Raw genomic sequence first — 16,929 nt, forward strand, 5'->3', positions numbered from 1 at the left:
TTCAGTCCAGGGCCGTGTGCAGACGCACCTCGCGGACGAGGGTGGCCCCGTCGCCGTCGAGGTCCAGCTCGCGGTGCGCCCCGTCGGCGGCCCAACCGGCACCGGTGAGGAATCCCCTCAGCGCGTCGTCCGTGGAGATCGCCCACAGGACCGACCGGGTGAAGCGGTCGGCCCGCATGGTGTCGACGGCCGCCTGGAGCAGCCGCGAGCCGTGGCCACGGCCGCGCTCCGTCGGGTCGACGGTCAGCTCCTGGATCTCGGCGTCGGCGACGGGGTCGCAGTCCGGGTCGCCCGCGGGGGAGGTGATCGCGAACCCGACGACCCGGTTGCGCTCCAGCGCTACCAGCACCCGGTTGCGGGCGTCGCCGGGCTTCGACATCGACGCGCGCCACGCGGCCGCGGCGGCCTCCACGTCGTCCGGCAGGGCCTCGGGGGGCACCAGCCCGGCGTACTTGTGGCGCCAGGCGCGCAGCTGCAGCTCGGCGATCGCGGGGGCGTCGTCGGCCCAGGCCACGCGCACGGAGACGTCGGAGGTCGGGCTGCTCATGGGGCCATCCAACCAGCGCCCGGCACCCTGCCGGTCGAGCGGGTTCCCGGCATTGGGGACGCGACCTAGGGTCGGGGCCATGGAGATTCGCAACCTCGGAGCGAGCGGCCTGAAGATCTCGGCCATCGCCTACGGCAACTGGCTCACCCACGGTTCCCAGGTCGAGGAGGATGCCGCGACGGCGTGCGTTCGACAGGCCCTGGACGAAGGCATCACGACGTTCGACACCGCGGACGTCTACGCCAACACCAAGGCCGAGAGCGTCCTGGGCAAGGCGCTGGCGGGAGAACGCCGCGAGGGCCTGGAGATCTTCACGAAGGTCTACTGGCCGACCGGCCCGGGCCGGCACAACGACCACGGCCTGTCCCGCAAGCACATCATGGAGTCGATCGACGGCTCGCTCTCGCGGCTCGGCACCGACTACGTCGACCTCTACCAGGCGCATCGCTACGACTACGAGACCCCGCTCGAGGAGACGATGGAGGCCTTCGCCGACGTCGTGCGGCAGGGCAAGGCGCTCTACATCGGCGTCTCGGAGTGGCGGGCGGAAGAGATCCGCGCCGCGCACGCCCTGGCCCGCGAGCTCCGGATCCCGCTGGTCTCGAACCAGCCGCAGTACAACATGCTGTGGCGGGTGATCGAGGCCGAGGTGGTGCCCACCTGCGAGGACCTCGGCATCGGCCAGATCGTCTGGTCGCCGATCGCCCAGGGCGTGCTCACCGGCAAGTACCGGCCGGGGGAGCAGCCGCCGGCCGGCTCGCGCGCCACCGACGCGAGCGGCGGCGCCGACATGATCAAGCGGTGGATGTCCGACGACGTGCTGGAGCGCGTCCAGCGGCTCCGGCCGATCGCGGACGAGGCCGGGCTCGGCCTGGCCGAGCTCGCGGTGGCGTGGGTGCTGCAGAACCACAACGTCTCCGCCGCGATCATCGGGGCCAGCCGGCCCGAGCAGGTCACGCAGAACGTGAAGGCCGCCGGGGTGCGGCTCGACGCCGCCACGCTCACGGCCATCGACGACGTGCTCGGCGGGGCCGTCGAGCGCGACCCGGCCAGGACGCAGTCGCCGAGGCACCGCGACTTCTGAGCGGTCCGGCAGACGAGTGAGGGCCACCCCGTCCGGGGTGGCCCTCACTGTCAGGCTCGCGGCGTCACCTGTACTGCTCGGGCAGCTTCTGACCGATCTTGACCTTGGACTTCGGCAGCCGCATGAACTTCATCTGCAGCGCGCGGGTGACGGCGTAGTACGTCGTGCCCTTCACCGACTCGTCGGGGAAGCGTCGGGCGAGCTCGCGACGCAGCCGGAAGCGGAGGTACAGCATGTCGCCGATGACGAGCAGGATCGTGCCCATCAGGATCGTGTTGCCGATCGCCGCCAGCTTCGAGTTGCCGGAGTAGCCCAGGATCATGGTGACCACGAGCAGGGGCACCATCAGCTCGATGAACGAGAACCTGCTGTCGACGAAGTCGCGGACGAAGCGGCGGACCGGCCCCTGGTCGCGGGGGAGGTAGTAGCGCTCGTCGCCTGCCTTCATGGCCGCCCGCACGTGCTGGCTGGACTCGGCGCGGGTGGAGCGCTGGGCGCGGGCCAGCTCCTTGCGGGTGCGGGGTGCCTTGGCGCGCGCCTTCGCGGCGGCCTCGGCCTCGCGGCGCGACGGCGTGGGACGCCCCTTGCCCCCGTTCTGGGCGGGCGTCGGCTCGGTGGTCGGGGTGGCGGACTCGGTCTTGCTGCGACGGAACAACGCGGGGCCTTCTCGGGTGCTTCGAAACGGGTCGGACCAACCCTACCGGCGTTCGTGCGCCACCTTGCGTTTGCGCCTAGGGTTGACGCACACCGTGAACCGAAGCTGGGAGAGGGACCGCACCCCATGAGCCTCATGAAGCGCATCAGCCTGATCTTCCGGTCGAAGGCCAACAAGGCCCTCGACCGCGCCGAGGACCCCCGCGAGACCCTCGACTACTCCTACCAGCGCCAGCTCGACCTGCTCTCCAAGGTACGCCGGGGCGTCGCCGACGTCGCGACCAGCCGCAAGCGCGTCGAGCTCCAGGTCAACCAGCTCGAGCAGCAGTCCGCGAAGCTGAGCGACCAGGCCCAGAAGGCGATCTCGATGGGCCGCGAGGACCTCGCCCGCGAGGCGCTGACCCGCAAGTCCGGGCTGACCAGCCAGATCGGCGACCTCAAGGCCCAGCACGCCCAGCTCCAGGGCGAGGAGGAGAAGCTCACCCTCGCCCAGCAGCGGCTGCAGGCCAAGGTCGAGTCCTTCCGCACGCGCAAGGAGACGATCAAGGCGACCTACACCGCCGCCGAGGCGCAGACCCGCATCAACGAGGCGATGTCCGGCATCGGCGAGGAGATGGGCGACGTCGGGATGGCCATCCAGCGCGCGGAGGACAAGACCGCGCAGATGCAGGCGCGGGCCGGCGCCATCGACGAGCTGATCGCCTCCGGCGCGCTCGAGGACGTCAGCGCCCCCCAGGGCGGTGACGACATCGCCCGCGAGCTCGACTCCATGAGCTCCCAGGCCGACGTCGAGGCCGAGCTGGCGCGGCTGAAGGCCGGCGCGCAGCCCCAGGCCATCGAGCCGGGGGAGGACGGCGGCGAGATCCTCAGGGCCGAGGCGCAGAAGAACACCACCGAGGGCGGTGCCCAGTGATCATCCGCATCCTCGGTGAGGGGCAGTACGACCTCTCCGAGGACGCGCTGCCCCGGCTCAACGAGCTCGACTCCGCGGTCGAGGCAGCCGTCGAGAGCGGCGACGAGCAGGCCTTCGCCACCGCCCTGGCGGACCTCCTCGACGGCGTCCGCACCGCCGGCGTACCCCATGCCGCGGACGCGCTGGACGAGTCCGACCTGATCCTGCCGCCGGCTGACGCGAGCCTCGAGGAGGTCCGCGAGCTGCTCTCCGACGAGGGCCTGATCCCGGGCTGACCACGTCGGTTGGCACCCCCTGCTTGACTTTGTGACATGGCGCATTCGCGGTTCATCAAGGACACCGGCCTCACGGCCCGGATGACGCTGGTCATGTTCCTGCTGGGAGCCCTGTTCGTCTCGCTGATCGTGGTGCTCATGGGTGTCTTCGCCCAGAGCTCGCCCGGCATCGCGGTGCTGATCGGGGTCGCCGGCCTCGGCATCGCCTGGTGGCAGTGGTACTCCTCCGACAAGCTGGCCATGCGCGCCATGCGCGCCCGCGAGGTCTCGCCGCAGGAGGCGCCGGAGCTGCACGGCATGATCGACCGGCTCTGTGCGTTGGCGGACATGCCCAAGCCCCGGGTCGGGATCGCCGACATGGCGATCCCCAACGCGTTCGCGACCGGTCGCTCCCCGGACCGGTCGGTCGTCTGCGTCACCACCGGCATCCTGCACACGCTCGACGCCGAGGAGCTCGAGGCGGTGCTCGCGCACGAGCTCTCGCACGTGGCCCACCGCGACGTGCTGGTGATGACCGTGGCCTCCTCGGCGGGCATCGTGGCCGGCATGGTGACGCGGGGCGCCCAGTACGGCGGCCTCGGGCTCTTCGGCGGCCGCCGCAGCAACGACAACAACGGGCTGCCGGTCTGGCTGGTCGTCCTGGTGGTCAGCCTGGTCGTCTACGCCATCAGCTTCTTCCTGCTCAAGCTGCTGTCGCGCTACCGCGAGCTGTCCGCCGACCGGGCGGGCGCCTACCTGACCATGAAGCCCGCGGCGCTGGCCTCGGCGCTGCAGAAGATCACCGGCGAGATGAACACCATCCCGCAGCGTGACCTGCGCGCCTCCAACGCCATGAACGCGTTCTTCATCGCCCCCGCCGTCCGTGGCGTCTCGCTGAGGACGCTGACCTCGACGCACCCGACCCTGGAGCAGCGCCTCGAGCAGCTCGCCCGCATCCAGGCAGAGCTCGGGCGCCCCGAGGCATGAGCCCCGGGGCAAGGCGCTGATGGGGTTCTGGGACGTCGTGACCGGTCGGTCACGGCCGAAGGCCGCCAACCTCGACTCGCTGTTCCTGGTGCCGAGCGCGGCCGTCACGCTGCAGACCTCGCTCGGCCTCACGCCCACCGGCGAGGGGTCCGTCTGCTACCGCGCCGCGGCGGGCGCGGCGTTCCAGCAGACCCAGGACGAGGTCGTCACGCTGCTCAACGAGGACCCGACCGCCCCCGACGTGGCCGTCTCGCGCGACGAGTTCGGCTTCACCTGGCTGGTGGCGCACCGGGACCCGGCCGACACCGGCGGGCTGTGCACCGACCTGCACGCGGTGAACACCGCCCTCGAGGCCCAGGGCTTCGGCGCCGGGCTGCTCTGCTCCGTGGTGCCGTTCGCGGACCCCTCCGGTCGACGGGTCGGCCTGGTCTACCTCTACAAGCAGGGCACGTTCTACCCGTTTGCGCCCACCAGCCGTCAGGCCCGCGACAACCTGCTGGAGATCCAGGTGCGCGACCAGCTGGCCGACGAGCTGCCGATGGAGCGCGACCTCGGTCGCTGGCTGGCACTCTGGGGCGCGCCCGGCCTGTGAGCCGGACGAGCGGGCCGGCGCTGCTGTCCTCGCGGGCGACCGCCGCGCCAGGACGTGCTCGAGCTGGAGCTGCGCACCCGTGAGCTGAGCGCCACCCTGGCCGAGCGGGAGCGGCTGCCCGGGGTGGACCGCATGGAGGCGCTCATCGACGGTCTGCTCGCCTACGCCCGGCTCGGCGGCGAGCTCTCCCGGGCGTCGGTCGACCTGTCCGCGGCGATGGCCGAGGTCACCGAGGACCTCGCACCCGCGCTCGCGGGGGCCACCCTCACCGTGGGCCCGCTGCCGACCGTGGGCGACCCGCAGGATGGCGGGTCGAGGTCGTCGACCACGGCCTGGGCGTCCCGGCCGACCAGCGGCAGCGGGTCTTCGAGCCGTTCATGCGCGTGCACGCGAAGGTCCCCGGCTCCGGGATCGGCCTCGCGACAGTTCGCCGTCGTCGAGGCCCACGAGGCCTGGCGGAGACCGACGGCGGCGGCACCACCGCGTGGTTCGAGCTGCCGGACTGAGCCTGGTTCGGGCTGAGGCCCGCGGTCAGTCCTTGTGGGACCGGCCCGGCAGGTCCAGCATCCGCTGCAGCGCCACCTTGGCCTGCACCTCGGTCTCGGGGTCGACCTCGATCCGGTTGACCACCGTCCCGTCGACCAGCGACTCCAGCGCCCACACGAGGTGCGGCAGGTCGATCCGGTTCATGGTGGAGCAGTAGCAGACCGTCTTGTCGAGGAAGGCGATGTGCTTGTCGGGATGGGCGGCCGCCAGCCGCTTGACGAGGTTCAGCTCGGTGCCGATGGCCCAGCTCGACCCGGACGGGGCCGCCTCGATGGTCTTGATGATGAACTCCGTCGAGCCCACCAGGTCGGCCTTCAGCACGACCTCGTGCTGGCACTCGGGGTGCACCAGGATCTGCACGCCGGGGATGGTCTCCCGCAGCTCGTCGACCACCGCGGGGGAGAAGCGGCCGTGCACCGAGCAGTGGCCCTTCCACAGGATCACCCGGGCGTCCCGGAGCTCCTCGTCCGTGAGCCCGCCGTTGGGCCGGCGGGGGTCCCACACGACGCAGTCGTCCAGCGTCATGCCCATCTTCAGCACCGCGGTGTTGCGGCCGAGGTGCTGGTCGGGGAGGAACAGGACCTTGGCGTCCGGCTTCTGCCCGAACGCCCACTCCAGGGCCACCTCGGCGTTGGAGGAGGTGCACACCGCGCCACCGTGGCGGCCGCAGAACGCCTTGATGTCGGCCGAGGAGTTCATGTAGGTCACGGGGACGACCGAGTCGGCGACGCCCGCCTCGGCGAGGGCGTCCCAGGCGTCCTCGACCTGCGCCAGCCGCGCCATGTCGGCCATCGAGCACCCGGCGGCCAGGTCCGGGAGGACCACCTGCTGCTCGGGGCCGGTGAGGATGTCGGCCGACTCGGCCATGAAGTGCACGCCGCAGAAGACGATGTACTCGGCCTCGGGCCGCGCCGCGGCGTCGCGCGCCAGCTTGAAGGAGTCACCGGTGACGTCGGCGAACTGGATGACCTCGTCGCGCTGGTAGTGGTGGCCCAGGACGAACACCTTGTCGCCGAGCGCCTCCTTGGCTGCGCGCGCCCGCGCCACCAGCGCCGGGTCGGAGGCGGCAGGCAGCTCGCCGGGGCACTCGACGCCACGCTCGGCGGAGAGGTCGCGGCCGTGTCCGAGCGGCAGCAGCGGGAGGTCGACAGTGGTCATGGCCACAGTCTAGTGAGCGTCACAGGAGCGCCCCGTTGTGGAGGTAGGGCGTGGGCAACGCCATGTTGCGCAGGCCGAGGTAGCCGTCCTGGTGCAGGTCCAGCCGGGCGGCCATGCCCACGTCGATCGCCCACTCATTGGCAGCGGTGACGTGGTGGATCCCGACCTCGACGTCCGCGTCGGCCAGGGCGGCCCACAGCAGCCGCGTCGCGGTACGCCGGTTGTCGGCGGCCAGCAGCGCGACGTTGCCCCTCTGGTCGACGTAGGCGTAGCCCGAACCGGTCGTGGTGTCGGAGACCAGCAACCGCCAGAAGCCCAGCATCACCTCGTGGTCGGCGCCGTGCGCGGCACCGCGGGTGCGCCGGTCGATCGAGTCCATCAGGTCGATGTCGCCGGCGCTGCCCTCGCGCACCTTCTCGACGACCGGCAGGGCGGAGCGGTCGACGGTGCCGGACAGGAACATCTGCGGGTGCAGCGAGAACCCCGCCAACCGGTAGCGCCGCGCTGCCCTCGGGTCCGAGGACGAGGAGAGCATCCCGCGCAGGGATCCGCGGCCGTGGTGCAGCGCGGCCACGAGCAGCGACTTGCCGATGCCCCGGCCCTGCAGCCCCGGCCGTACGGCGTACGTCGCCAGGCACCACAGCTTCTCGCGGTTGAAGGAGGTGACGATGCCCAGCATCCCGGTCTGGTCCTCGGCCACCCAGCAGCCGTCCGGGTCGGTGGCGAGGAAGTGCCGCGTCCGGGCGATCCAGTGGGCCCCCCGGTCGGCCGGACGCAGCTGGGGCTCCGGCCACGACCGGCGGAACATGCGGGTGTCGAGCTCGTGGAAGCCCTCGGCGCTCAGCCGCTCGGCGACCGGCAGGTCCGCGGCGCACATCCGCCGGATCACCACGTCGGGGGTCGACTCGTCCACGGGAGAACCGTAGACGTGCGCGACAATGCCCCGCATGCGCATCCTCGTGGCCCCCGACAAGTTCGCCGGCACGCTCACCGCGGTCGAGGCTGCCGACGCCGTCGCGGCGGGCTGGCGTCGCCGGTCGCCCGACGACGAGCTCGACCTGGCGCCGATGTCCGACGGTGGGCCGGGCTTCGTCGACGTGCTGCACGCCGCCCTCGGTGGCGAGCTGCTCGCCGTCACGGTCTCGGGCCCCTTCGGCGGACCGGTCCCGGCGTCGGTCCTGCTGGCCGGGGACACGGCGTACGTCGAGAGCGCACAGGCGTGCGGCATCCACCTGACCGGCGCCGAGGGCGCCGACCTGGCGACCACGCTCGGGGTGGGGGAGCTGGTGGCGGCCGCGCTCGACACCGGGGCGAGGACCGTGGTGGTCGGGCTGGGTGGCAGCGGCACCAACGACGGTGGGGCCGGCCTGCTCGCGGCGCTGGGCGCCACCTCCGACGCGCGGCTCGACGTCGGTGCGGCCGGGCTGGACGGGATCCGCGAGGTCGACCTGACGGCGGCCCGGGCCCGGGTCGGCGACGTCCGGCTGGTGGCCGCCAGCGACGTCGACAACCCGCTGACCGGGCTGTTCGGCGCGACCAAGGTCTTCGGCCCGCAAAAGGGCCTCGCCGAGGACGCGCTGATGACGGTCGACGGGTGGCTGGAACAGCTCGCCGTGGCCGTGGACCGGCGCACCGCCCTGGAGAAGGGGGCCGGCGCCGCCGGCGGGCTCGGGTTCGCGCTGCTCGCCCTGGGAGCCACGCGCGAGCCCGGGATCGGGCTGGTGGCCGACGCGGTGCGGCTCGACGAGCGCGCCCGCGCGGCAGACCTCGTGATCACCGGGGAGGGTGCCTTCGACTACTCCAGCCGGGCCGGCAAGGTGCCGTACGGCGTGGCCTCGGTGGCGGGGGAGGCGCTGCGGCCGTGCATCGCCCTGGCCGGGAGGGTGCTGGTCGGGGCCCGAGAGATGCGCGCGCTAGGCGTGGAGTCGGCGTACTCCCTGGTCGACATGGTGGGCGAGGAGCGTGCCCTCGGCGACCCCGCGGGGGCGTTGGCCGACGTGGCGGAGCGGGTCGCCCGCACCTGGTCGCGCCCGGATGGTCGCTGAGCGAGAGGAATATCCGGCGGTGTGCGACCATTGAAGCCAGTACCAACCCCTCAGCCAACTTGGGAGCACGCGACATGACCGAGCAGGTCGAGACCAGCACCGAGCGCCGTACCGACCAGATCAACCTGAGCCCGGTCGCCGCCGCCAAGGTGAAGAACCTCCTCGAGCAGGAAGGCCGTGACGACCTTTCCCTGCGCATCTCCGTGCAGCCGGGCGGTTGCTCCGGTCTGCGCTACCAGCTCTTCTTCGACGAGCGCAGCCTCGACGGTGACGTCGTCACCGACTTCGACGGCGTGTCCGTCGTCGTGGACCGGATGAGCGTCCCCTACCTCAACGGCGCGATGATCGACTTCGTCGACTCCATCGAGAAGCAGGGCTTCACGATCGACAACCCCAACGCCACGGGCTCCTGCGCCTGCGGAGACAGCTTCCACTGATCTGCCGCGCGGAGCCGAGCCTGCGAGGCTCCGCTCAGCGGCGAGGTCGAGCAAGGCCCGCGACCGACGAGGTCGCGACGGCCGCGTCGAGACCCGGTGACCCGACAAGCAGCACGCGGCGAGCCGACAAGCAGTCAGAATCACGAAGGCCCCCGCCAACCGGCGGGGGCCTTCGTGTGTGTCGAGGGACGCGATCAGTCGAGGTGCAGGTGCAGCGCGTCGGCCAACCGGGCGGCGGCCTCGGAGATCTCGATCTCGCCGCGCTTGCCGACCTCGCGCGGGTAGTCCTCGAAGTGCAGGCTGGGCGCCGGCGCCACGGCGGCCCGGGCCGCGCGCTCGAGGTGCAGGTTCTTCCCCGCGGCACGGCAGTCTGCGGACATCTCGGCGGGCGTGGAGGCGTCGTCGTAGGCGAGACGGTGCGAAGGCTTGGCAGCGGTCATGTCTTCGAAGGTATTGGCTACTGCCGGGTACTCCTAGGAGTACGCACGGGTAGGGTTCCGTGGCATGTCGCTGCTGATCGCCGGCTCCATCGCCACCGACCACCTGATGACCTTCGGGGGCAAGTTCGCCGACTCGCTGGTCGTCGAGCAGCTGGACAAGCTGTCGGTGTCGTTCCTCGTCGAGGATCTCGAGATCCGGCGCGGGGGAGTGGCCCCGAACATGTGCTTCGGCCTCGGCCGGCTGGGCCTGCGCCCGGTGCTCGTCGGGGCGGCCGGCGAGGACTTCGCCGACTACCGCTCCTGGCTCGAGCGGCACGGGGTCGACTGCGAGTCGGTGCACATCTCCGAGAACCGGCACACCGCCCGGTTCGTGTGCACCAGCGACTCCACGATGGCGCAGTTCGCGTCGTTCTACCCCGGCGCGATGAGCGAGGCCCGGCTGATCGAGCTGGCCCCGATCGTGGCGCGGGTCGGCGACCCGACCTACGTCCTCGTCGGCGCCGACGACCCCGACGCGATGCTGAGCCACACCGAGGAGTGCCGCCAGCGCGGGTACCCCTTCATCGCCGACCCCAGCCAGCAGCTGGCCTTCGGCGAGGGCGACCTGATCCGCAAGCTGATCGACGGCGCCGCGATCCTGTTCTCGAACGAGTACGAGTCGCACATGATCCAGTCGAAGACCGGCTGGACGCAGGACGACATCCTGGCCCGGGTGGGCATCCAGGTGACCACGCTCGGAGCGGACGGGGTGCGCATCCACCAGCGGGGCGAGGAGACCATCGAGCTGCCGGCGGCCAAGAACGTCGCGGCGCTGGAGCCGACCGGGGTCGGCGACGCGTTCCGGGCCGGTTTCCTCGGTGCGATGACCTGGGGCGTGGGCCTGGAGCGGTCCGCGCAGGTCGGCTGCGTCCTCGCGGCGTACGTCGTGGAGACGGTCGGCACGCAGGAGTACTCCTTCACCGCCGCGCAGTTCGTCGCCCGGGTCGAGGAGTCGTACGGCACCGACGCCGCGGCCGACATCGAGCCGCACCTCGCGGGTGTCCGCTGACCTCTCCGCTCGCTGGTCGAGCCGGTCGGGATCAGGACACCCGGCGCACCACGTAGCGGGGCGTGCCGTCCTCGGCGACGCCCTCCCCGACGTACTCCTGCTCGCGCATCCGGCACCAGGCCGGCACGTCGACCCGCGCGGCCACGTCCGTCGCCACGACCGCGATGGTCCCGCCGACCGCGACGTCGGTGAGGCGGCGGCCGAGCTCGATGACCGGCAGCGGGCACAGCATCCCGCGGCAGTCGAGCTCGAGGTTGACGTCCGGGGTGCTCATGCGGGGTCCCCGGGCGAAGCGGAGCGAAGCGAGCATTCGTCTGGGGCGTTCATAGCCCGATCTCCGCGCGGATGCCGCGCACCACGTCGGGCAGCTCGGCCAGGAACCGCTCCACGTCGGCCGCGGTCGTGTCCCGGGTCAGCGAGACCCGGACGTTGCCGTGGGTGAGCACGCCCATGGCGGTCAGCACGTGGCTCGGCTCCAGCGTCGAGGCGGTGCAGGCCGAGCCGCTGGCGACGCCGAGGCCGCGCCGGTCGAGCTCGGTGACCAGCGCCTCGCCGTCGACGTAGAGGCACGAGAACGTGACCAGGTGGGGGAGCCGGTCCTCCGTGTCGCCCACCACCTCGACGTCGGGGACCGCCGCCACGCCGGCGCGGATCCGGTCGATCAGCGCGGACTGCCGCGCGCCGACCATGTCGTGCTCGGCGACCACCGCCTGCAGGGCGGCCGCGGCCGCCAGGGCGGCGGGCACGTTCTCGAAGCCGGAGGCCCGCTCGTCGACCCGGTCGTCCGCGGGGAACGGGTTGCGCCACCGGGCGCCCTTGCGCACCAGGAGCACGCCCACGCCGGCCGGCCCGCCCCACTTGTGCGCCGAGGCGGCGGCGGCCGCCCAGCCCCCGGGGAGGGGGACCCGCCCCGTGGAGGCGCAGGCGTCGACGAAGAGCGGGACCTCGCCCAGCGCCTCCGCCACCGCGGCCACCGGCTGCACGGTGCCGACCTCGTGGTTGGCCGACTGGACGGCGGCCACCGTGGCCCCGCCCGGGGCCCGGTGGCACGCCCGGGCGACCTCGTCGGGCGCGACCCGGCCCAGCCGGTCCACGGCCACGGCCACGGGCTCGCCCGCGGTCCAGTGGGCGGCGTGGAGGACCGCGGAGTGCTCGACCGCGGTGTGGACGATCGTGGCGCCCCGGCGGGCTCGTCCCGCGTGCAGCCCCAGGAGGCCCCGGTGCACGGCGTCCGTGCCCGAGGCCGTGAACGTGACCTCGTCCGGCCGCACGGCCAGGCAGCCGGCGACCGCCTCGCGGGCGTTGTCGAGCAGCAGCCGCGCCGACCGCGCCGGGCCGTGCAGGCGCCGCGGATCGGCGTACCCCTGGTCGAGCGCAGCGAGCAGGACCTCGCGCGCAGCGGGGTGCAGCGGCTCCGAGGAGGCGGAGTCGAGGTAGACGGGAGACGCCGCTCCCGGGCCCGGGTGGGGCGTCCCCGAGGCATTTGTCACAGGCCGAACCTAGTCCACGCATCGGAGCACGCGCCCCGGGTGACCCACCCGTTTGCCCAGGGTCCGATTCCGATAGTGTTCGGCCTATCCGTGATCGTTGAGAGAGAGGCTCGTTCGTGGGTCTGCAACTCCCCAAGCGTGCGGCCGGGAACCTTCGTCGGGTGGCCCTGCCGGCGGCGCTGGGCACCAGCCTTTTGTTGCTGAGCAGCTGCTCGTCCGAGACCAGGGGTGAGTGGGAGCGCGGCGCCATGCCGGACCCCGCCTCCACGCAGGGTGAGCACATCCTGAACCTGTGGCAGGGAGCCTGGATCGCCGCGCTCATCACCGGCGTCGTGGTCTGGGGCCTGATCTTCTACGCCGTGTTCCGCTACCGGCGACGCAGCGAGGACGAGGTCCCGATCCAGACCCGGTACAACCTGCCGCTCGAGATCTTCTACACGATCGCCCCCATCATCATGGTGATCGTCTTCTTCCAGCACACCGTGAACGTCCAGAACACCGTCCTGGACGACGACCTGCCGGTGGACAACACCATCGAGGTCACCGGCCAGCAGTGGTCGTGGACGTTCAACTACGGCGTCGGTGAGATGGATGCGGCGGCCAACGACGACGCCGCGGACACGGAGTACCCGTACTCGTCGTACGTCTACGAGGCCGGCACCGGGTCGCACATCCCGACGCTGGTGCTGCCGGTCGACCTGACCACCCGGTTCAACCTGCACTCACCCGACGTCATCCACGACTTCGGCGTCCCCGGCTTCCTGATGAAGATGGACGTCGTCCCCGGCCGCGTGAACCACTACGAGATCACGCCGACCCGGACCGGCGAGTACGCCGGCAAGTGCTACGAGCTCTGCGGTGTCTACCACTCGCGGATGCTCTTCAAGGTCCAGGTCGTCAGCCAGGCCGACTACGAGCAGTACGTCCAGGACCTCCAGGATGCTGGCAGGGAGTCCCAGACGCCGCTGATCGGTGCGGCCGACGCCTACACCCAGGCCGGACTGGGGTCCGGCACCGAGTCCGACGGAGGCGCGGAGTGACCGCGACAGCTGCACACCCCACGACCGTGACCGGTCGCAAGTCCCTCGGCCAGCAGGTCGTCCGGGTCCTCACCACGACCGACCACAAGCTGATCGGCAAGCTCTACCTCGGCACCTCGTTCGCGTGGTTCCTCATCGGTGGCGTCATGGCGCTGCTGATCCGGTCCGAGCTGGCCTACCCGGGCATGCAGGTCGTCAACGACGAGCTCTACAACCAGCTCTTCACCATGCACGGCACGATCATGCTGCTGCTGTTCGCGACGCCGCTGTTCTTCGGGTTCGGCAACGTGATCATGCCGCTGCAGATCGGCTCCCCGGACGTCGCGTTCCCCCGCCTGAACATGTTCAGCTACTGGCTGTTCCTGTTCGGCGGGTTGATCGCCGCCTCCGGCTTCCTGACCCCGCAGGGCGCGGCCGACTTCGGCTGGTTCGCCTACACCCCGCTCTCGGACGCCGTCCGTTCGCCGGGTGTGGGTGGTGACCTGTGGATCATGGGCCTGTGGATGGCCGGTCTGGGCACCATCCTCGGTGCGGTCAACTTCATCACCACGATCATCTGCATGCGTGCCCCCGGCATGACCATGTTCCGGATGCCGATCTTCGTCTGGAACACCCTGGTCACCAGCCTGCTGGTGCTCATCGCGTTCCCGGTGCTCGCCGGTGCGCTGCTCTCGCTCGAGGCCGACCGCCAGCTCGGCGCCCACGTCTTCGACGCGGCGCACGGCGGCGCGATCCTGTGGCAGCACCTGTTCTGGTTCTTCGGCCACCCGGAGGTGTACATCATCGCGCTGCCGTTCTTCGGCATCGTGACCGAGATCCTCCCGGTGTTCAGCCGCAAGCCGATCTTCGGGTACGTCGGCCTGGTCGGCGCGACCCTCGGCATCGCGATCCTGTCGGTGGCCGTGTGGGCCCACCACATGTTCGTGACCGGCGCCGTTGACCTGCCGTTCTTCTCCGGCATGACGTTCCTGATCGCGGTGCCGACCGGCGTGAAGTTCTTCAACTGGATCGGCACGATGTGGGGCGGGTCACTGTCGTTCGACACACCGATGCTGTGGTCGATCGGCTTCCTCACGACGTTCCTCTTCGGTGGCCTGACCGGCGTCATCCTGGCCAGCCCGCCGCTGGACTTCCACGTCTCGGACTCCTACTTCGTGGTGGCCCACTTCCACTACGTGGTGTTCGGCACCGTGGTGTTCGCGATGTTCGCCGGCTTCTACTACTGGTGGCCGAAGATGACCGGCCGGATGCTCGACGAGCGCCTCGGCAAGCTCCACTTCTGGCTGCTGTTCGTCGGCTTCCACACCACCTTCCTGGTGCAGCACTGGCTCGGCGTCGAGGGCATGCCCCGTCGCTACGCCGACTACCTGCCCGAGGACGGCTTCACCACGCTCAACCAGGTCTCCACGGTGGGCGCGTTCCTGCTCGCGTCCTCGACGCTCCCGTTCTTCTGGAACGTCTACATCTCGCGGCGCGCACCGCTGGTCGAGACCGACGACCCGTGGGGCTGGGGCCGGTCCCTGGAGTGGGCGACGTCCTGCCCGCCGCCTCGCCACAACTTCGTGACGATCCCGCGCATCCGCTCGGAGTCGCCTGCCTTCGACCTGCACCACCCGGAGATCGCGGCGATCGAGCTGGAGCAGAACGAGGCCGCCCGGGACGGTGACCTGGCCGACGCGCCCGACATGGAGGGCCGTCACGACCACGTCACCGGCCACGACACCGATCCCCGCCACTCGGGGGAGGAGAACGCCTGATGAAGTCTGAGGCCTGGATCTTCGGGATCTGCACCGCCTTCTTCCTGCTGGTGAGCCCGGCGTACTGGCTCATCACGGGGGACTGGACCGGTACCTCCGCCCTGACCATGACGCTGCTGCTGTCGGCGATGGTCACGACGTACCTCGGCTTCCACGCCAACAAGATGGACCCGCGTCCGGAGGACCGGAAGGACGCCGAGATCGCCGACGGTGCCGGCGAGCTGGGCTTCTTCCCGCCCTACTCGTGGTGGCCGCTGTGGTGCGGCGCCACCCTGGCCGTGTGTGTCTTCGGCATCGCGGCCGGCGCCTGGTGGATGTTCATCATCGGCGGCGTGCTGGGGGCCCTGGCCCTCTCCGGCTGGATCTTCGAGTACTACCGCGGCGAACACGCGCACTGACCCGTCGTTCGCCCGTCCAGACCCCGCGTGAGCGTTCACACGCCGCGCGGGGTCTGTGCATTCCGGGGTAGCGGTTACTCTGGTAACGCCATCTGATCCATCTGCACGGGGAGTTCCTGCATGTCCGAGAGTCGTTTTCGCGCCCAGAAGCGGGGGTGGCGCCTGCGCCGCACCCTGGCCGGCGCAACGACCCTGGTCCTGGCGAGTCTCGCGCTGGCGGCCTGCCAGTCCGACACGCCGTCCTCCTCCGACGCGGCTCCGGAGCCCGGCGCCGCGTCGACCTCGGCAGCGCCCGACCCGGTGGAGCTGACCACGAACGCCGGCCGCGACGGCTCCGGTCTCGCGATCGACAAGCCGGTCAGGCTGGCGGCGAGCGGCGGCAGCCTGAGCTCGGTGAAGGTCACCTCCAAGGTGGGGGAGCTGCCCGGGCAGCTGGCCAAGAACCACGAGTCCTGGACCTCGACCGGGCGCCTCGAGCCGGGCACCGTCTACCGCGTCACGGCCGAGGCGAAGCGCAGCGACGGCAAGCAGGTCACCAAGACCACGCGCTTCCGGACCGAGAACCTCACCCTCGACCAGCAGACCTACGCCTCGGTGGCGCCGCTGCAGGACGAGACCGTCGGCGTCGGCATGCCGGTCATCGTCACCTTCGACGTGCCCGTGACCGACAAGGCGTCGATCGAGAAGCACATGACCGTGACGGCCACGCCGCGCCAGCAGGGCTCGTGGCACTGGCTCAGCGACACCGAGGCCCACTGGCGTCCGAAGACCTACTGGAGGGCCGGCTCGGACGTCTCGGTCGACGTGGACATCAACTCGATCCCCGCCGGGGCGGGCATCTACGGCCAGGAGAGCCGGCACGTCGACTTCCACATCGGCGACGCCAACGTCTACAAGGTCAACGCGCAGACCGACCAGATGCAGGTCTTCCAGAACGGCACGCTGCTGCGCACCATCCCGATCACGACCGGCAAGCAGGGCTTCACGACCCGCTCGGGCACGAAGGTCATCATCGAGAAGTTCGAGACCAAGCGGATGAACTCCGAGACCATCGGCATCGGCAAGAACAACCCGGAGCACTACGACCTCGATGACGTGAAGTACGCCATGCGGGTCACCTACTCCGGCGAGTTCCTCCACGCCGCTCCGTGGTCGGTGTCCTCCCAGGGCCACGAGAACGTCTCCCACGGCTGCACCGGCATGAGCACCGCCAACGCGCAGTGGCTCTACAACATGTCCCGCCGCGGCGACGTCGTCGAGTACACCGGCACCGACCGTCCGATGACCCTCACCAACGGCTACGGCGACTGGAACGAGTCCTTCGCCGACTACAGCGCCGGCTCCGCCCTCTCCTGACGGCGACCCGTCGCTCGTTCGGGCGGCCGGTACGTCGGCCCCGTCGCTTGCTGAGCAGCGGCTCCGCCGACCGTACGTCCACAGGTGAGCCCTCGGTCGGTCCCCAGCACAGGCGCATGCCCCGGAGGGGTGCCGCCGGCGAGGCGGAGCACGCCGGTCACCATGACCAGCGAACCTGTGAGC

Annotated in this window: 20 protein-coding genes; 13 read left to right on the forward strand and 7 right to left on the reverse strand. The window is 71.1% G+C overall.

Annotated features, from left to right (window positions below; translation table 11 throughout):
• Position 1 precedes the first annotated feature (1 nt).
• On the reverse strand, positions 2 to 547 hold the full coding sequence (locus tag ABD268_RS13055; RefSeq protein WP_344152629.1) for a GNAT family N-acetyltransferase: 546 nt from the start codon (positions 545 to 547) through the stop codon (positions 2 to 4).
• Between the two features lie 79 nt (positions 548 to 626).
• Between ABD268_RS13055 and ABD268_RS13060 the strand changes: the two genes are divergently transcribed.
• Positions 627 to 1,631, forward strand: a complete 1,005-nt coding sequence (locus tag ABD268_RS13060) for an aldo/keto reductase family protein (protein WP_344152632.1) — start codon at positions 627 to 629, stop codon at positions 1,629 to 1,631.
• Between the two features lie 64 nt (positions 1,632 to 1,695).
• Here ABD268_RS13060 and ABD268_RS13065 read toward each other — a convergent pair whose 3' ends face one another.
• Entirely contained in the window at positions 1,696 to 2,286 is a 591-nt protein-coding gene (locus ABD268_RS13065; RefSeq protein WP_344152635.1) for a DUF3043 domain-containing protein, read from the reverse strand.
• Between the two features lie 126 nt (positions 2,287 to 2,412).
• On the opposite strand from ABD268_RS13065, the gene ABD268_RS13070 reads away from it, so the two are divergent.
• The 5 genes from ABD268_RS13070 to ABD268_RS13090 are packed head-to-tail and all read left to right on the forward strand — an operon-like array spanning position 2,413 to position 5,553.
• A complete protein-coding gene (locus ABD268_RS13070) occupies positions 2,413 to 3,198 on the forward strand; it encodes a PspA/IM30 family protein (protein WP_344152638.1) in 786 nt (261 codons plus the stop codon).
• Entirely contained in the window at positions 3,195 to 3,473 is a 279-nt protein-coding gene (pspAA, locus tag ABD268_RS13075) for a PspA-associated protein PspAA (RefSeq protein ID WP_344152641.1), read from the forward strand. The genes ABD268_RS13070 and pspAA overlap by 4 nt, the downstream gene beginning before the upstream one ends.
• A 36-nt stretch (positions 3,474 to 3,509) precedes the next feature.
• Positions 3,510 to 4,439: a zinc metalloprotease HtpX gene (gene htpX / locus ABD268_RS13080; RefSeq protein WP_344152644.1), complete on the forward strand. Its 930-nt coding sequence runs from the start codon at positions 3,510 to 3,512 to the stop codon at positions 4,437 to 4,439.
• A gap of 19 nt (positions 4,440 to 4,458) precedes the next feature.
• Positions 4,459 to 5,031 (forward strand): PspA-associated protein PspAB, encoded by a 573-nt coding sequence (gene pspAB / locus ABD268_RS13085; RefSeq protein ID WP_344152647.1) that lies wholly within the window; start codon positions 4,459 to 4,461, stop codon positions 5,029 to 5,031.
• 54 nt (positions 5,032 to 5,085) lie between these two features.
• Complete coding sequence (locus ABD268_RS13090; RefSeq protein WP_344152650.1) at positions 5,086 to 5,553, forward strand: hypothetical protein; 468 nt, start codon at positions 5,086 to 5,088, stop codon at positions 5,551 to 5,553.
• 9 nt (positions 5,554 to 5,562) lie between these two features.
• Here the strand turns inward: ABD268_RS13090 and nadA are convergent, their stop codons facing one another.
• Complete coding sequence (gene nadA / locus ABD268_RS13095; protein WP_344152653.1) at positions 5,563 to 6,735, reverse strand: quinolinate synthase NadA; 1,173 nt, start codon at positions 6,733 to 6,735, stop codon at positions 5,563 to 5,565.
• 19 nt (positions 6,736 to 6,754) lie between these two features.
• Entirely contained in the window at positions 6,755 to 7,648 is an 894-nt protein-coding gene (locus ABD268_RS13100) for a GNAT family N-acetyltransferase (protein WP_344152656.1), read from the reverse strand.
• A gap of 34 nt (positions 7,649 to 7,682) precedes the next feature.
• Here ABD268_RS13100 and ABD268_RS13105 point away from each other — a divergent pair, with 34 nt between their 5' ends.
• On the forward strand, positions 7,683 to 8,780 hold the full coding sequence (locus tag ABD268_RS13105; protein ID WP_344152659.1) for a glycerate kinase family protein: 1,098 nt from the start codon (positions 7,683 to 7,685) through the stop codon (positions 8,778 to 8,780).
• 74 nt (positions 8,781 to 8,854) lie between these two features.
• The gene (gene erpA, locus ABD268_RS13110) at positions 8,855 to 9,217 is read left to right on the forward strand and encodes an iron-sulfur cluster insertion protein ErpA (RefSeq protein WP_344152662.1); all 363 of its coding nucleotides are present in this window, start codon (positions 8,855 to 8,857) and stop codon (positions 9,215 to 9,217) included.
• A 194-nt stretch (positions 9,218 to 9,411) separates the two neighbouring features.
• On the opposite strand, the gene ABD268_RS13115 is transcribed toward erpA, so the two are convergent.
• A complete protein-coding gene (locus tag ABD268_RS13115) occupies positions 9,412 to 9,657 on the reverse strand; it encodes a hypothetical protein (protein ID WP_344152665.1) in 246 nt (81 codons plus the stop codon).
• A gap of 64 nt (positions 9,658 to 9,721) precedes the next feature.
• On the opposite strand from ABD268_RS13115, the gene ABD268_RS13120 reads away from it, so the two are divergent.
• The gene (locus tag ABD268_RS13120; protein ID WP_344152668.1) at positions 9,722 to 10,705 is read left to right on the forward strand and encodes a carbohydrate kinase family protein; all 984 of its coding nucleotides are present in this window, start codon (positions 9,722 to 9,724) and stop codon (positions 10,703 to 10,705) included.
• Between the two features lie 31 nt (positions 10,706 to 10,736).
• Here the strand turns inward: ABD268_RS13120 and ABD268_RS13125 are convergent, their stop codons facing one another.
• Both ABD268_RS13125 and ABD268_RS13130 read right to left on the reverse strand, forming a co-directional pair.
• Positions 10,737 to 10,979 carry a sulfurtransferase TusA family protein gene (locus ABD268_RS13125; protein ID WP_344152671.1) on the reverse strand — a complete coding sequence of 81 codons (243 nt, stop codon included), beginning with the start codon at positions 10,977 to 10,979 and terminating at the stop codon, positions 10,737 to 10,739.
• A gap of 49 nt (positions 10,980 to 11,028) precedes the next feature.
• Entirely contained in the window at positions 11,029 to 12,195 is a 1,167-nt protein-coding gene (locus tag ABD268_RS13130) for a cysteine desulfurase family protein (protein WP_344152674.1), read from the reverse strand.
• A gap of 116 nt (positions 12,196 to 12,311) precedes the next feature.
• Here ABD268_RS13130 and ctaC point away from each other — a divergent pair, with 116 nt between their 5' ends.
• The 4 genes from ctaC to ABD268_RS13150 all read left to right on the forward strand — a co-directional run bounded on the left by ctaC (position 12,312) and on the right by ABD268_RS13150 (position 16,746).
• Entirely contained in the window at positions 12,312 to 13,235 is a 924-nt protein-coding gene (gene ctaC, locus ABD268_RS13135) for an aa3-type cytochrome oxidase subunit II (RefSeq protein ID WP_344152677.1), read from the forward strand.
• Complete coding sequence (gene ctaD / locus ABD268_RS13140) at positions 13,232 to 14,992, forward strand: aa3-type cytochrome oxidase subunit I (RefSeq protein ID WP_344152680.1); 1,761 nt, start codon at positions 13,232 to 13,234, stop codon at positions 14,990 to 14,992. The genes ctaC and ctaD overlap by 4 nt, the downstream gene beginning before the upstream one ends.
• Positions 14,992 to 15,390, forward strand: coding sequence for a cytochrome c oxidase subunit 4 (locus ABD268_RS13145; protein ID WP_344152683.1), 399 nt, complete (start codon positions 14,992 to 14,994; stop codon positions 15,388 to 15,390). The genes ctaD and ABD268_RS13145 overlap by 1 nt, the downstream gene beginning before the upstream one ends.
• A gap of 120 nt (positions 15,391 to 15,510) precedes the next feature.
• Positions 15,511 to 16,746, forward strand: a complete 1,236-nt coding sequence (locus tag ABD268_RS13150; protein WP_344152686.1) for a L,D-transpeptidase — start codon at positions 15,511 to 15,513, stop codon at positions 16,744 to 16,746.
• Positions 16,747 to 16,929 lie beyond the last annotated feature (183 nt).

Source organism: Nocardioides koreensis (genome assembly GCF_039531775.1).
GTDB lineage: Bacteria > Actinomycetota > Actinomycetes > Propionibacteriales > Nocardioidaceae > Nocardioides > Nocardioides koreensis.